Origin of the sequence: Aliirhizobium smilacinae, from assembly GCF_006335145.1 — a bacterium.
GTDB classification, from domain to species: Bacteria; Pseudomonadota; Alphaproteobacteria; order Rhizobiales; family Rhizobiaceae; genus Neorhizobium; species Neorhizobium smilacinae.
Genome location: NZ_VDMN01000003.1, coordinates 21097 through 34041, shown reverse-complemented (window position 1 = coordinate 34041; position 12945 = coordinate 21097). Strand labels below are relative to the sequence as shown.

12 protein-coding genes are annotated in these 12945 nt (G+C 60.0%); 3 read left to right on the top strand and 9 right to left on the bottom strand.

Going from position 1 to position 12945, the window contains the following annotated elements:
• Positions 1–100 precede the first annotated feature (100 nt).
• Positions 101–472, bottom strand: coding sequence for a winged helix-turn-helix transcriptional regulator (locus FHP24_RS14860; RefSeq protein ID WP_139677020.1), 372 nt, complete (start codon positions 470–472; stop codon positions 101–103).
• 122 nt (positions 473–594) lie between these two features.
• Here FHP24_RS14860 and FHP24_RS14855 point away from each other — a divergent pair, with 122 nt between their 5' ends.
• Positions 595–1656, top strand: coding sequence for an SDR family oxidoreductase (locus tag FHP24_RS14855; RefSeq protein ID WP_139677019.1), 1062 nt, complete (start codon positions 595–597; stop codon positions 1654–1656).
• A gap of 45 nt (positions 1657–1701) precedes the next feature.
• Here FHP24_RS14855 and xylA read toward each other — a convergent pair whose 3' ends face one another.
• The 5 genes from xylA to FHP24_RS14830 all read right to left on the bottom strand — a co-directional run bounded on the left by xylA (position 1702) and on the right by FHP24_RS14830 (position 8730).
• Positions 1702–3012 (bottom strand): xylose isomerase, encoded by a 1311-nt coding sequence (xylA, locus tag FHP24_RS14850; RefSeq protein ID WP_139677018.1) that lies wholly within the window; start codon positions 3010–3012, stop codon positions 1702–1704.
• Between the two features lie 151 nt (positions 3013–3163).
• The gene (gene xylB, locus FHP24_RS14845) at positions 3164–4618 is read right to left on the bottom strand and encodes a xylulokinase (protein ID WP_139677017.1); all 1455 of its coding nucleotides are present in this window, start codon (positions 4616–4618) and stop codon (positions 3164–3166) included.
• Between the two features lie 90 nt (positions 4619–4708).
• Positions 4709–5734 carry a LacI family DNA-binding transcriptional regulator gene (locus FHP24_RS14840; protein WP_139677016.1) on the bottom strand — a complete coding sequence of 342 codons (1026 nt, stop codon included), beginning with the start codon at positions 5732–5734 and terminating at the stop codon, positions 4709–4711.
• Positions 5735–5880: 146 nt separating this feature from the next.
• Complete coding sequence (locus FHP24_RS14835; RefSeq protein WP_139677015.1) at positions 5881–7467, bottom strand: DHA2 family efflux MFS transporter permease subunit; 1587 nt, start codon at positions 7465–7467, stop codon at positions 5881–5883.
• 57 nt (positions 7468–7524) lie between these two features.
• Positions 7525–8730, bottom strand: coding sequence for an HlyD family secretion protein (locus FHP24_RS14830; protein ID WP_139677014.1), 1206 nt, complete (start codon positions 8728–8730; stop codon positions 7525–7527).
• Positions 8731–8864: 134 nt separating this feature from the next.
• Here FHP24_RS14830 and FHP24_RS14825 point away from each other — a divergent pair, with 134 nt between their 5' ends.
• Both FHP24_RS14825 and FHP24_RS14820 read left to right on the top strand, forming a co-directional pair.
• Positions 8865–9560, top strand: coding sequence for a TetR/AcrR family transcriptional regulator (locus FHP24_RS14825; RefSeq protein ID WP_139677013.1), 696 nt, complete (start codon positions 8865–8867; stop codon positions 9558–9560).
• A 107-nt stretch (positions 9561–9667) separates the two neighbouring features.
• Positions 9668–10438 (top strand): TerC family protein, encoded by a 771-nt coding sequence (locus tag FHP24_RS14820; RefSeq protein WP_139677012.1) that lies wholly within the window; start codon positions 9668–9670, stop codon positions 10436–10438.
• Between the two features lie 43 nt (positions 10439–10481).
• Here FHP24_RS14820 and FHP24_RS14815 read toward each other — a convergent pair whose 3' ends face one another.
• The 3 genes from FHP24_RS14815 to FHP24_RS14805 all read right to left on the bottom strand — a co-directional run bounded on the left by FHP24_RS14815 (position 10482) and on the right by FHP24_RS14805 (position 12927).
• Complete coding sequence (locus FHP24_RS14815) at positions 10482–11024, bottom strand: glutathione peroxidase (protein ID WP_180356011.1); 543 nt, start codon at positions 11022–11024, stop codon at positions 10482–10484.
• Between the two features lie 74 nt (positions 11025–11098).
• Positions 11099–11857 (bottom strand): ABC transporter ATP-binding protein, encoded by a 759-nt coding sequence (locus tag FHP24_RS14810; RefSeq protein WP_139677010.1) that lies wholly within the window; start codon positions 11855–11857, stop codon positions 11099–11101.
• Complete coding sequence (locus FHP24_RS14805; RefSeq protein WP_139677009.1) at positions 11857–12927, bottom strand: FecCD family ABC transporter permease; 1071 nt, start codon at positions 12925–12927, stop codon at positions 11857–11859. Before FHP24_RS14805 ends, FHP24_RS14810 begins: the two co-directional genes overlap by 1 nt.
• Between the last annotated feature and the right edge of the window lie 18 nt (positions 12928–12945).

Genomic DNA, 12945 nt, shown 5'->3' with positions numbered 1-12945 from the left:
AGAGCAATTCCAGCGAAACAGTCGCGCGGTTTTGCGTCCGGAATTGCGTTAAACCAACGAGCTAGAGAATTTTCGCGTTTCGGAGAACGGCGGAAATTCTCTAGCTTCGGTTCTTCACCACCAGCGCATCCAGTGCATCGGCATTGTCGCGCGCCCAGCCGTAAAGCAGATCGATCGGTTCGACGAAACGCCGCCCGAGTGGTGTGAGCGTATAATCGACGGCCGGTGGCACCGTGCCGTACACCCGGCGTGTCACCAGTCCAGCCGCTTCCATGTCGCGCAGCGTCTGGGTCAGCATCTTCTTGGAAATTCCCGGCAGGCTGCGCTGCAGCACGCCGGTGCGCGCGCATCCTTCAAGCCGCGTCTCCAGCACATGCAGGATCATGCTTGTCCATTTGCTGGAAAAGATTTCCAGCACCCGGCGCGGCGCGCAATCCTCGCGCCATTCGTGATCGGGCGAACCCACCTGCATCACCTGTCTCCCTGGCCTATATAATCGAGTGGGAACCCTAGGGTACCTATGTCCCGTTCGGGTGCCTTCTGGCACGCCTGTCGCAAAAAGACTAGATCAGCGGCAGAACGACAGGAGCATCCATGACCAAAAAAGCATTGATCGTCGGCGCAAGCGGCATAGTCGGCAGCGCCGCGGCAGACGTTCTCAACCAGGACGGCTGGCAGATATGGGGCCTTGCCCGCAATCCGCAGCCACAGGGCAATGTCACGCCGGTTGCCGCCGATCTTCTCGATCCGGCCTCGCTCAAGGCAGCACTTTCCGGCATCGCCCCCTCGCATGTCTTCATATCGAGCTGGCTGCGGCAGCCGACGGAAGCGGAAAACATCCGCGTCAACTCCGCCATGGTACGCAACTTGCTCGACGCCCTGTCGCCGGCAGGTTCGGTGGAACATGTGGCACTGGTGACCGGCCTCAAACATTATCTCGGACCGTTCGAAGCCTATGGAAAAGGCGTCCTGCCGCAAACACCCTTCCGCGAGGAACAGGGCCGTCTCGACATCGACAATTTCTACTACGCCCAGGAGGACGAGGTGTTTTCCGCCGCCGCCCGCGACGGCTTCACCTGGAGCATCCACCGCCCCCACACGATCGTCGGCAAGGCGGTGGGTAATGCCATGAACATGGGAACGACGCTCGCCGTCTACGCCTCGATCTGCAAGCGGACCGGCCGCCCGTTCCGCTTTCCCGGCGTCGACATGCAGTGGAACGGCTTGACCGACATGACCGATGCAACCTTGCTCGGCCGGCATCTTCTCTGGGCATCCACCACGCCTGCTGCCGCCAATCAGGGCTTCAACGTGGTCAATGGCGATGTCTTCCGCTGGAAATGGATGTGGAGCCGTATCGCCGAATGGTTCGGCATCGAAGCCGCGCCCTTCGATGGGACCGTCCAGCCGCTGGAAAAGCAGATGGCCGACGACGCGGCAATCTGGCGCGAGATCGCCGACAGCCACGGTCTCATCGAGCCCGATATCAACCGGCTTGCCTCCCCCTGGCATACTGACGCCGATCTCGGTCGGCCGATCGAAGTCGTCACCGACATGTCGAAAAGCCGCCGCCTCGGTTTCCTAGACTACCAGCCGACCGACGATGCCTTTTATACGCTGTTCGAACGCCTGCGCGCCGACCGGCTTATTCCCTGAATAGGAACCGTATGCCGGAGATTTCTTCCGGCAGACGGTCAGTTATTAAACGTAGCGATTGACGACGTTTTCCAGATATTCCTGGCGGCCGGACTTCGGGTCCGGATTGATGTTCTCGCGCTCCACCTTGGCGGCGATTTCGTCGAGCTTCAATTCGCCGCGCAGCATCTTCTGTGCCTCCGGGCTGTCCCACTTGGCATAACGCTCGGAAAGCGGCTTCGACAGTGCGCCGTCCTCCACCATCTTCGCCGCAGCCTTGAGGCCGCGGGCGCAGCAGTCCATACCGCCGATATGGCCGATCAACAGGTCGGCCGGATCGATCGACTGGCGGCGCAGCTTGCTGTCGAAATTGGTGCCGCCGGTGGTAAACCCGCCTGCCAGCAGAACCTGATAATAGGCGAGCGCCATTTCCGGCACGTTGTTGGGGAACTGGTCCGTATCCCAGCCCGACTGGTAATCGTTGCGGTTCATGTCGATCGAACCAAAGATGCCATGGGCATTGGCAAGTGCCAGCTCATGCTCGAACGTATGGCCGGCAAGGATCGCATGGCCCTGTTCGATATTCATCTTCACCTCGTTTTCGAGGCCATACTTTTTCAGGAAGCCATAGACGGTCGCGACGTCGTAATCATACTGGTGCTTGGTCGGTTCCTGCGGCTTCGGCTCGACCAGGATCTGGCCCTTGAAGCCGATCTTGTATTTGTATTCGACGACGAGATGCAGCATCCGCGCCATCTGGTCGAATTCGCGCGAAAGATCGGTATTGAGCAGCGTCTCATAGCCTTCGCGGCCGCCCCACAGCACGTAATTGTCGCCGCCGAGCTTCATCGTGGCGTCCATGCAGGTCTTGATCGTCGCTGCCGAATAGGCAAACACATCCGGGTCCGGATTGGTCGAGGCACCCGACATGAAGCGGCGGTTGGAAAACAGGTTCGCCGTGCCCCAAAGCAGCTTGACGCCGGTCTCTTCCTGCTTGCTCGCAAAGTAATCGACGATTTCGTTGAGGTTCTTGGTATTCTCGGCAAACGTCTTGCCTTCCGGCCGCACGTCGGCATCGTGGAAGCAGTAGAACGGCGCGCCGAGCAGCGAGAACATTTCGAAGGCGACATCCGCCTTCAGCTTGGCCTTGGCCATCTCGTCGCCGTACCATGGCCGGTCGAAAGTGCGACCGCCGAACGGATCGCCGCCCTCCCAGGCAAACGAATGCCAGTATGCAACGGCAAAGCGCAAATGGTCTTCCATCCGCTTGCCCGCAACGATCTCATCGGGATTGTAGAACCGGTAGGCCAGCGGATTGGTGCTGTCCGGTCCCTCGTATTTGATCTTGGAAATATCACCGAAAAAACCAGTGCTCATCTTAAGTCTCCTCCATGGAAAACGCGTTGAACGGATAACAAGTCAGGTATGAGGTACGTACCTCATATCAAGGTGGAAAATTGCCGCTACCCGGCGCAGATTGACCGGTCGCAGGAAATGGGAGGGGAGCGACCTCCCCTCCATAAGATCTTCAGCCGGCAATAGCCCGGATCGCCGGATAGGCGGCCCGGTAACGCCGATAGGCGATCTCGTAAGCTTCGGTAAGACCAATGACCGGATCGATCGTCTGTTCCGTCGTCGGTGCCGAGCAGACGGCAACCGGATCGGCACCTGTCGCCGCAATCAACCCGAGACGGGCGGCACCGAAGGCGGCACCGAAATCACCATCGGCCGGGATATCGACCGGAACGCCAAGCGAGGTCGCAATCGACGACAGCCAGTAATGCGAGCGAGAACCGCCGCCGATCGCCGTCACGCGGCTGATCGACGTGCCCGCCGATTTCAGCGCCTCGAACGAATCCCGGATCGCGAAGGTCACGCCCTCCAGCACCGCCTGGGTCAGCACCACGCGGCTCGATTCATGCTCCAGCCCGATAAAGGCACCACGGATCACCGCATCATTATGCGGCGTGCGCTCGCCGGACAGATAGGGAAGGAAGGTGACGCCGGTCGGCGCCTTGAGGGTCTCGCCGAGTTCGCCGGAAAGGTCGGCGGCAGACTTGCCCATCACCTTGGCATGCCAGTTGATCGCGTCCGCCGCAGACAGGATAACCCCCATCTGGTGCCATGTGTTGGGCAGCGCGTGGCAGAAGGCATGAACGGCGCTTTCCGGCTTCGGCAGATAGGACCCGTTGGCGGCAAACAGCACGCCGGACGTGCCGAGCGAAACGAAGGCCTGGCCTTCCTTCACCGCGCCCATGCCGCAGGCAGACGCCGCATTGTCGCCGGCCCCGCCGGCCACCACGACATCACCGGAAATACCCCATTTGGCCGCCAGTTCCCCACGCAGCCTGCCGGCCTCGTCGGTGCCTTCTACGAGCGACGGCATCTGGTCTTCGGAAAGATCCGTCGCGGAGAGAAGCTCGGCCGACCATTTACGCGCACCGGTATCGAGCCAAGACGTCCCGGCCGAATCCGACATTTCAGAAATATGCTCGCCCGTCAGCCACAGGCGCAGATAATCCTTCGGCAGCAGAACCTTGGCGACCTTGGCAAAGATATCCGGCTCGTTGTTCTTCACCCAGACAAGCTTCGGCGCGGTGAAACCCGGAAACACGATATTGCCGGTGATCTGGCGAAACCGCGGATCGGCATCGAGTGTCGCCGCCTCGTGGAAGGAACGCGTGTCGTTCCACAGGATGCAGGGACGCAGAACCTTGTCGTCCGCATCCAGCAGCGTCGCGCCATGCATCTGGCCCGACAGGCCGATGCCCTTCACCGCCGAAAGCTCCTTCGGATGCGCTGCCTTCAGCCCGGCGATAGCCTCCTCGCAGGCGCGGATCCAGTGCGCTGGGTCCTGTTCCGACCAGCCGGAATGCGGACGCGACACGTCAAGCGCGCCACTGGCGGAACCGATGATCGCCTGATCGCCATCGATCAGCATCGCCTTGACGCCGGAAGTGCCGAGATCGAGACCGAGATACATGCTTTTTCCTTTCCTCCTGCCTTCGCAGCAGTCTTTTGTTTAAGGTGAGTCTTCTTCCGAAAACCGCTTCACATTTTTCGGGACGCACCTCTAGGGCATGTTGTCCTTCAGGAATATGTCGATACGGATACGTTCCTGCGCGGCGATCACCGGCAGGCCCTCCACCTTGCCCTTCAGCACGCGGATCGCGCTGCGGACTTCGTGGCCAGCATCCTGATTGAGTAAGGCGTCGATAAGGCCCTCTGCGAGTGCCGCACGGGTAGTCCTGGTCAGCTCATGCGCGACAACGACGGGCCGCGCGCCCTCAGAAACCTCGCGAAGCGCATGCACGATGCCGCGATTGCCAGCACCAAGACTGTAGAGCCCGATGATATCGGGATGGTGACCCAAGGCCGCCGAAACGACTTCCGCTGCAAGCGCCGGATCGTCTCGCGCCTCCATGACGGGAAGCACGGAAAGCCGCGGAAAACTCTCGCCCATCACGGCAAGAAAACCCTCCAGCCGCTCACGATGGTCGCGCACCAGCATGGAGCCGGCAATCGCTGCAATCCTGCCTTCACGCCCGCCGGTAAACCGCCCGAGCAGATTGGCAGCCGTACGCCCCGCCGCATTGTTGTCGATACCGGCGAAATGATCCCGCTCCGAGCCGGGAAGATCCGAAACCAGCGTGACGACGGCGATACCGGTTTCTTTAAGTCTCGCGACCGCCGCATGCACCTGGGCGCCTTCGACGGCAACGAAAGCAACTCCGTCCGGTTTATCAGCCGCAATCCTGTCAAGCGCATCCGCCAGTGCCTGCGCATCGAAGGGCGGCACGTCCACGACACGGATCTGCGTACGCTCTGCGCCGGAGCGCGACATCGCGGCATGCACTTCATCGCGGATTTCGATCATGAAGGAATTGTCGTTGCTCGGCATCACGAACACGAAGGAATAGGTCCGTCCCTTGGCAAGGTTTGCCGCCGCGACGTCGCGTACATAACCGAGGTTCGAGATCGCCTTTTCCACTCGCTCGCGGGTGACGTGGCGAACCCCCGGCCGGCCGTTGAGAACGCGATCGACCGTCGCAAGGCTTACGCCTGCGCTGCGCGCGATATCATGGACGGTGGGCTTCATGAATTCCTCCGTGAAGCGTCCTAGCCCAGTTTTTGAGGTACGTAAATCAGAAAATAGCCGCAGGTAGGACGCGCAACAGAAAAGGGGCCATCACTTTGCAGCGACAGCCCCTTTCGGCGGTGGTTTCCGAAAATTCTTGTGAACGATCAGTGGCCGCCGCCACTCCGCCCTGTGATCTGCGGCGAAGGTTTTTCGATCAGCGCGACACCGAGCACCATCAGCCCGAACAGAACTGTCAGGATGAGGAAGACGTCGCTGAAGGACATGACCACGGCCTGCTGCGTAACGAGATTGACCATCTGCCGAATGGAACCGATCGACCCGTCCAGCCCTGCCGCATTGAGATTGGAGGCCATGTTGTTCAACTGGTCGAGCGCGGTCGGATTGCCCCAGTCGAGATGCTCGCGCAGCCGCTCGTAATGCACGTCCTGGCGGTTGGAGAGCAGCGTACTGATGATCGCAAGACCGACTGCGCCGCCCAGGTTACGCGTCAGGTTGAACAGGCCCGATGCCCCGCGGATACGAGCGGGCGGCAGCGTGCCGAGCGCGATATTGTTGATCGGCACCATGCACATCATCAACCCGAAACCGCGCAGGATCTGCGGCACGAACAACTCGTAGAAATCCCAGTCGACGGTGATGCCGGTCATGATGTAAGTGCCGGCACCGAAGCTGACGAAGCCCAGCACCATCATCGCCCTCAGATCCATGATCGTCGAGAGCTTGCCGGCAATCGGCGCGGTAAAGAACATCGCCAGACCCGAAACGAACATCGTCTCGCCGATCATCAGGCTGTCGTAATCGCGCACCCGGCTGAGATAGACGGGATAGATATAAGTCAGTCCGTAAAGCCCGATCCCCATCACGAAGGAGAAGATCGAACCGAGCGCAAAGTTTCGGTTGGCGAAGGCGGTCAGGTCCACGACTGGAAAATCGACGGTGAAAGCCCGGTAGAAGAACACCACAGCGCCAACCACCGATGCGATCGCGCCGATGACGATCAGATGGTCGTTGAACCAGTCGTTGGAATTGCCCTCTTCCAGCACATATTCAAGAGCGCCGAGGAACACGCCCATCGAGAGAAGTCCCCACCAGTCGAACTTCTTGAATAGCGAAAGCTCCGGCTTGTCGAAGTTGATGAAGTTCCATGCAACGACCGTGACGATGATGCCCGGAACGATATTGACGAGAAACAGCCAGTGCCACGAAAAGGCATGCGAGAGATAACCGCCGACGGTCGGGCCAATTGTCGGCGCAAGCGTCGCGATAAGCCCGATGATCGGTGAGACGATGGCGCGTTTTGACGGCGGGAATATCGTGAAGGCAGCAGCGAACACCGAGGGGATCATGCCCCCGCCGATAAAGCCCTGGATGGCACGGTAGACGATCATCTGATCGATATTCGTCGCCGTGGCACACAGCGCGCTGGCAACCGTGAATCCGGCAGCGGAAGCGGCAAAGAGATAACGGGTCGAGATGATCCGCGCGAGCGTGCCCGACAGCGGGATCATGATCACTTCCGCGATCAGATAGGATGTCTGCACCCAGCCGATCTCGTCCGAGCCGGCGGAAAGCCCGGCCTGGATTTCCGACAGCGAGGCCGAGACGATCTGGATATCGAGGATCGACATGAACATGCCGAGCACCATGGCGAAGAAAGCAATCAGCTTTCTCCGGTCCATTGGCTCGTCTGCCGGCATCGATCCTGCAGTTGTCGTTGCGCTCCCAGCCATGGGACCACCTCCGCCCCGAAAGGGGACCAGTTTGACGAGGAGCCGGGTTAGCGGCTGTTAGTTTTTCGGCGCCGTGCGCGTGTCGACATCGACCACGACACTCAGACCCGCCCGCAGACGGCCCGTGTCGAGCGCATCCTGCGGCAAGGCGATACGCACCGGAACGCGCTGGATGATCTTGGTGAAGTTGCCGGTCGCATTTTCCGGCGGCAGCAGCGAAAAGACCGAACCGGAAGCCGGCGCAATCGATTCCACCGTGCCGGTAATCGGGTCATCGCTATAGGCGTCGACATGCACCTTCACCTTGGAGCCCGGCTCCAGATGCTGGATCTGGGTCTCCTTGAAGTTGGCGTCGATATAGAGCTGGCGGGTCGGCACCAGCGCCATCAGCCGCTGACCGGGCGAAACGAGATCGCCCTCCTGAACCGAGCGGTTGCCGACGATACCGTCATAAGGCGCCTTCAGCACCGTGAAAGAAAGATCGCGGGCGGCCTTGTCACGCTGCAGTTCAAGCGTACGGACGGAGCTTTCGGCCTCACTGCGTTGCGCTTGCAGAATGGTGATATTCGCCTGAGCCGACTTGATGGAGGCATCGCCGCCCACAAGGTTGGCCTTGGCCTGATCGAGCGCCACATTGGCGCTGTCGAGATCGGCAGCGGTGCCGACCGATTTTGTTGCAAGTTCCGCCTGACGCTTCTGGGTGATCTCGGCGCCGCGGACGGCGGCCTGAAGCGCGACCTTGGAGGCCTGGGCCTGGGCAAGGCTTGCTTCGGCACCCTCGACCTGCGCATCGATGCGCGACAGCGACAGCTTTTCCGTGTCTATCGCCGCATTGGCCTGGTCGAGCGCGTTCTGATAGTCACCATTGTCGAGCGTGGCGAGAACGTCGCCAGCCTTGACCTGCTGGTTGGCGACCACATTCACCTTGGCCACGAAGGCCGTGACTTTGGGCGATATCGTGGCGATATCACCCTCGATGTAGGCGTCGTCGGTCGATACCATGAAACGGCCGGTCGTCCACCACTCGTAACCATACCACGCACCGCCTGCCAGAAGCGCAAGCACCACGATTGGAAGCACGACGCCGCGCTTCTTTTTCTTCGGTGCCTCGCTCGACTGAGCAGGAGCCTGCGACTGCGCCGGTGCAGCGGGGCTTGCTTCTCCAGTCGGAGAAGTTGGGTTTTCTTGCCCCGGCGCCTTGCTCACGTCGATGTCATCACTTGTTACTGTGCGCAGCGCGCCGGCATTTTTAGAAGCCGTCATAGGTCTAACCATCATTGAAGGAAGCTGAAACCAATCGAACCGATCAGTTCGGAGCGTTGACATAAAGCCTTCTTTGCCACATATCAAGTCCAGATCGAACCGATCGGTTCGAAAAAAGTTGGAAACGGAAAGAAATGACGCCGAAAGGGTTAAAAAAGGTCTCGCTTAAGGACACCGCCAAAGCTTCCGGACGCTTCGCGGCGGGCGAAGATCCCGTCAAGCGAGAGCAGATCCTCGACGGAGCCAAACGCGTCTTCATGCGCATGGGTTTCGATGCCGCAAGCATGAACGATATCACCCGCGAAGCAGGCGTTTCCAAGGGAACGATCTATGTTTATTTCGAGAATAAGGAAGACCTGTTCGTCGCCATGGTCGAGATGGAGCGCGAAGCGTTTCTCGGCGCGATGAGAATGGTTCTCGCCAAGAGCGAGAATATCGAAAAGGGTCTGTACGAATTCGGCGTCACCTTCCTCGAACACATGACAGATGAAAAAGTCGTGACGGCAATGCGCACTGTGCTGGGCGTTCGCGAACGGATGCCCGATCTCTGTTCCCGCTTCTTCCGCGGCCCGCAGAATTTGAGGACAGTGCTGCACGATTACCTGGAACAGGGTGTCGCTACCGGCATTCTCCAGACAGACGATCTGGATCTCGCTGCTGGCCAGTTCCTTGATCTCGTCAGCGGCAGCTTCTTCAAGTTTCGCCTTTTCGGAACAATGCCACATCCGCCATCGCGCCAGGAGATAGACCGCGTCATCCGCGGAGCAATCCATGTATTCATGTCAGCTTACGGCCTGAATAACAAATCCGTGATCGCCAAAGCCTGCTGAGCGGGGAAAATTGTCGCATCCATTCTTCAACCTGCTCTTGTTTTCAGACCACGAATCCCCAAATCGGGCGGGAATTTGCGTCCTTTGATTGAAAACAGGAGATATGGATGGACATTGCAGCGCTGTTAGCAGACCCGGGGGCCTGGGTAGCGCTCGTCACACTTGTGGTCATGGAAGTCGTGCTTGGCATCGACAACCTGATCTTCATCTCCATCCTGACCAACAAGCTGCCGCCTGAGCATCGCGAGAGAGCACGCAAGATCGGTATCGGTCTGGCACTCATCATGCGCCTCGGCCTGCTCGGCACGATCGCCTGGATCGTCCAGCTGACCAACCCGCTTTTCGAAGTGTTCGGTCAGGCCTTCTCCTGGAAGGACCTGATCCTCATCGCCGGTGGTCTTTTCCTCGTCTACAAGGCGACCAAGGAAATCCACCACTCCGTCGATGTCATCGATCATAAGGAGGACATGGTCGGTGCCGGCGCGGAAGTGCTGAAAATGAGCTTCAGCACGGCGATCGTGCAGATCCTGATCCTCGACCTCGTCTTCTCGATCGACAGTATCATCACCGCGGTCGGCATGACCCCGCACCTGCCGATCATGATCGTCGCCGTCGTTGCGGCCGTCACCGTCATGCTTCTGGCCGCCACTCCGCTCGCCAACTTCATCGAGCGTAACCCGACCATCGTCATGCTGGCACTCGGCTTCCTTTTGATGATCGGTGCGACGCTGATCGCAGAGGGTTTCGGCGTCCACGTGCCGAAGGGCTACATCTACGCCGCCATGGCCTTCTCGGCCCTGGTCGAAGCTCTCAACATGTTTTCGCGCAGTGCCAAGGCAAAGAACAAAGCCAAGGGCGGCGGCGAGACGCGACATTGATCAGACAAGAAAAGCGCGCCGATTGGCGCCCTTTTTCGTTGCTTCAAGTCTTTGACAATTCCCTGTCCACAGCCTCGACTAACCGGCTGTCCTCGGCCGTCACGTCCGGCGCGAAGCGTGCAGCAATTTTTCCGTCTCGACCGATCAGAAACTTCTCGAAATTCCAGACGATGTCGCCGTCCTTGATTTCCATGCCACGTGACCGGAGCTTTTCCTTCATCGGGCCATCGCCGATGGTCGGGATGGGCGATCCTGTCAGCTCCTTGTAGAGCGCATGCTTGGTGTCGCCCTTCACCGAAATCTTCGAAAAGACCGGGAACTTCACGTCATAGGTCAGTTGGCAGAATTCAGCGATCTCGGCATCCGAGCCCGGCTCCTGCCCCATGAAATCATTCGCCGGGAAAGCGGTGATGACGAAACCACGATCGCGTTTACCTTCGTAAAGTTTTTCGAGGCCTTCATACTGCTTGGTCAGGCCGCATTTGGAGGCCACGTTGACCACCAGCATGACCTGCCCCTTGTATTCGCCGAGCGTGGTTTCGCGCCCGTCGGTGCGCTTGACGGGAATGGTCAGAATGTCGGTCATGGGAGGCTCCTGAGGCATGGCAATGGCGCCACTCTAGTCCCCTCGCCTCCATTGTCCAGCGCCGGACCTCTCGCTCAGGCCACCTCGTCGATCAGCACCTGGATATATCCGCGCGAGCAGCGTTCGATGCGACCCGTCACACCGTAGACCTGATTGAGAACATCGGGTGTCAGCGCCGTGTCCGGCTCGCCGTCGGAGACGACGCGCCCGCCGGATAGGAGCACCAGCCGATCACACCAGCGGCAGGCGAGACCGAGATCATGCAGCACCGCGATAGCAATGATACCCTGTTCTTCGGTGATTTCCCGGATCGTGCGCATGACGCGGATCTGATGGGCAACGTCGAGCGCCGAGGTCGGTTCGTCGAGCAGCAGCACGCGCGGCTTGCGCACCAGCGCCTGGGCAAGGCTTGCGAGCTGGCGTTGGCCGCCGGAAAGCGAGTCCAGCTGCGCCATCGCAAGATTGCTGATACCGAGACGCTCAAGGACAGCAAGCGAGCGCTTCACCGCATCGGGATCACGCGAAGACGCCCTCAATGCACCGATCGTTGCCTCGAGCACCGTCAGCGCCACCCTCTGCGGCAGCGATTGCGGCATGTAGGTGATGGCCCGCGCGCGCTGAGCCGGCGAATGGCTTGTGATGTCGGCTCCATTGAGATGCAGCGTACCTAACGCCCTGTGCAGTCCCGCCAATGACCGCAACAGCGTCGATTTTCCCGCACCGTTCTGGCCGAGAAACGCCGTAATCGTACCCGCCGGCATTCCGGCGATGTCGATATCGGTCAGGACCGATTTCTTGCCGTAACCGGCAGAGAGTTTTTCCACCGACAACATCACGCCTTACCCTTCGTGGTGAAAATCAGGGCCAGGAAGAATGGCACGCCGATCAGCGAGGTGACGATGCCGACCGGGATCAGCACGCCCGGAACGATGATTTTGCTGGAGGCGGATGCGAGCGCCATGACGAGCGCGCCGCACAGCATGCTCGCAGGCAGAAAGAAGCGATGATCCTCGCCGACAAGAAGCCGGGCGATATGCGGACCGACGAGACCGATGAAGCCGATCGTGCCGACAAAGGAGACCGAAGTCGCGGCGAGAATGCTGACGCGCAGCAGGGAGAAGAAGCGCAGCCGCGTCACGTCGATGCCGAAAGACCGTGCACGGTCCTCGCCCAGCCTCAGCGCCGTCAGCTTCCAGCAGGCGGCCATCGAGAACGGCACGACGCAGACCATGACCAACGCCATGATCTGCAGCTTGGTCCATGTCGAACGGGTCAGGCTGCCCATGCTCCAGAACACCAGCTGCTGCAGCGCCTCGGCAGAAGCGATGAACTGCATGATCGCCACCAGCGCATTGAACACGAAGACAAGTGCGATGCCGAACAGAACGAGCGTTTCAACACCGGCACCGCGCAGACCGGACAGCGCCTGAAGCAGCAGAACCGAGCCGAAAGCGAAGATGAAGGCATTGACGGGGATGAACCATTCCGGGGGAACGCCCGGAATGCCAAGCTGCAGAACGATCGCCAGTGCCGCACCGAAGGATGCAGCCGACGAGACGCCAAGCGTGAACGGGCTCGCAAGCGGATTGTCGAGAATGGTCTGCATCTCGGCGCCGGCAAGCGACAGAGAAGCACCGACCAATAACGCCATCAGCGAATAGGGTAGACGGACATCGACGACGATCGCCCTTGTGCCGCGGCTGACGCTCTCGGGCTGAAAGATCGCGGCAAGCACCTCGGCGGGCGACAGGCCCGACGACCCGACGCAGATGTCGATCACCGCCGCGGCGCAGAGCGCCACGGCAAGACCGATGAGCATCATAATTTTCAGGCGGATCTTGCCGTGATAGGCAGTTTCCGCATCGGCCGGAGCCAATGCCGGACGCTGTTCCAGAACACTCATGATGCTATCCCGAATCCG

What these genes read in the sequence shown, in the direction of transcription:
- FHP24_RS14860 (WP_139677020.1), bottom strand. Translation starts at nt 472, where the DNA reads ATGCAGGTGGGTTCGCCCGATCACGAATGGCGCGAGGATTGCGCGCCG.
- FHP24_RS14855 (WP_139677019.1), top strand. Translation starts at nt 595, where the DNA reads ATGACCAAAAAAGCATTGATCGTCGGCGCAAGCGGCATAGTCGGCAGC.
- xylA (WP_139677018.1), bottom strand. Translation starts at nt 3,012, where the DNA reads ATGAGCACTGGTTTTTTCGGTGATATTTCCAAGATCAAATACGAGGGA.
- xylB (WP_139677017.1), bottom strand. Translation starts at nt 4,618, where the DNA reads ATGTATCTCGGTCTCGATCTCGGCACTTCCGGCGTCAAGGCGATGCTG.
- FHP24_RS14840 (WP_139677016.1), bottom strand. Translation starts at nt 5,734, where the DNA reads ATGAAGCCCACCGTCCATGATATCGCGCGCAGCGCAGGCGTAAGCCTT.
- FHP24_RS14835 (WP_139677015.1), bottom strand. Translation starts at nt 7,467, where the DNA reads ATGGCTGGGAGCGCAACGACAACTGCAGGATCGATGCCGGCAGACGAG.
- FHP24_RS14830 (WP_139677014.1), bottom strand. Translation starts at nt 8,730, where the DNA reads ATGACGGCTTCTAAAAATGCCGGCGCGCTGCGCACAGTAACAAGTGAT.
- FHP24_RS14825 (WP_139677013.1), top strand. Translation starts at nt 8,865, where the DNA reads ATGACGCCGAAAGGGTTAAAAAAGGTCTCGCTTAAGGACACCGCCAAA.
- FHP24_RS14820 (WP_139677012.1), top strand. Translation starts at nt 9,668, where the DNA reads ATGGACATTGCAGCGCTGTTAGCAGACCCGGGGGCCTGGGTAGCGCTC.
- FHP24_RS14815 (WP_180356011.1), bottom strand. Translation starts at nt 11,024, where the DNA reads ATGACCGACATTCTGACCATTCCCGTCAAGCGCACCGACGGGCGCGAA.
- FHP24_RS14810 (WP_139677010.1), bottom strand. Translation starts at nt 11,857, where the DNA reads ATGTTGTCGGTGGAAAAACTCTCTGCCGGTTACGGCAAGAAATCGGTC.
- FHP24_RS14805 (WP_139677009.1), bottom strand. Translation starts at nt 12,927, where the DNA reads ATGAGTGTTCTGGAACAGCGTCCGGCATTGGCTCCGGCCGATGCGGAA.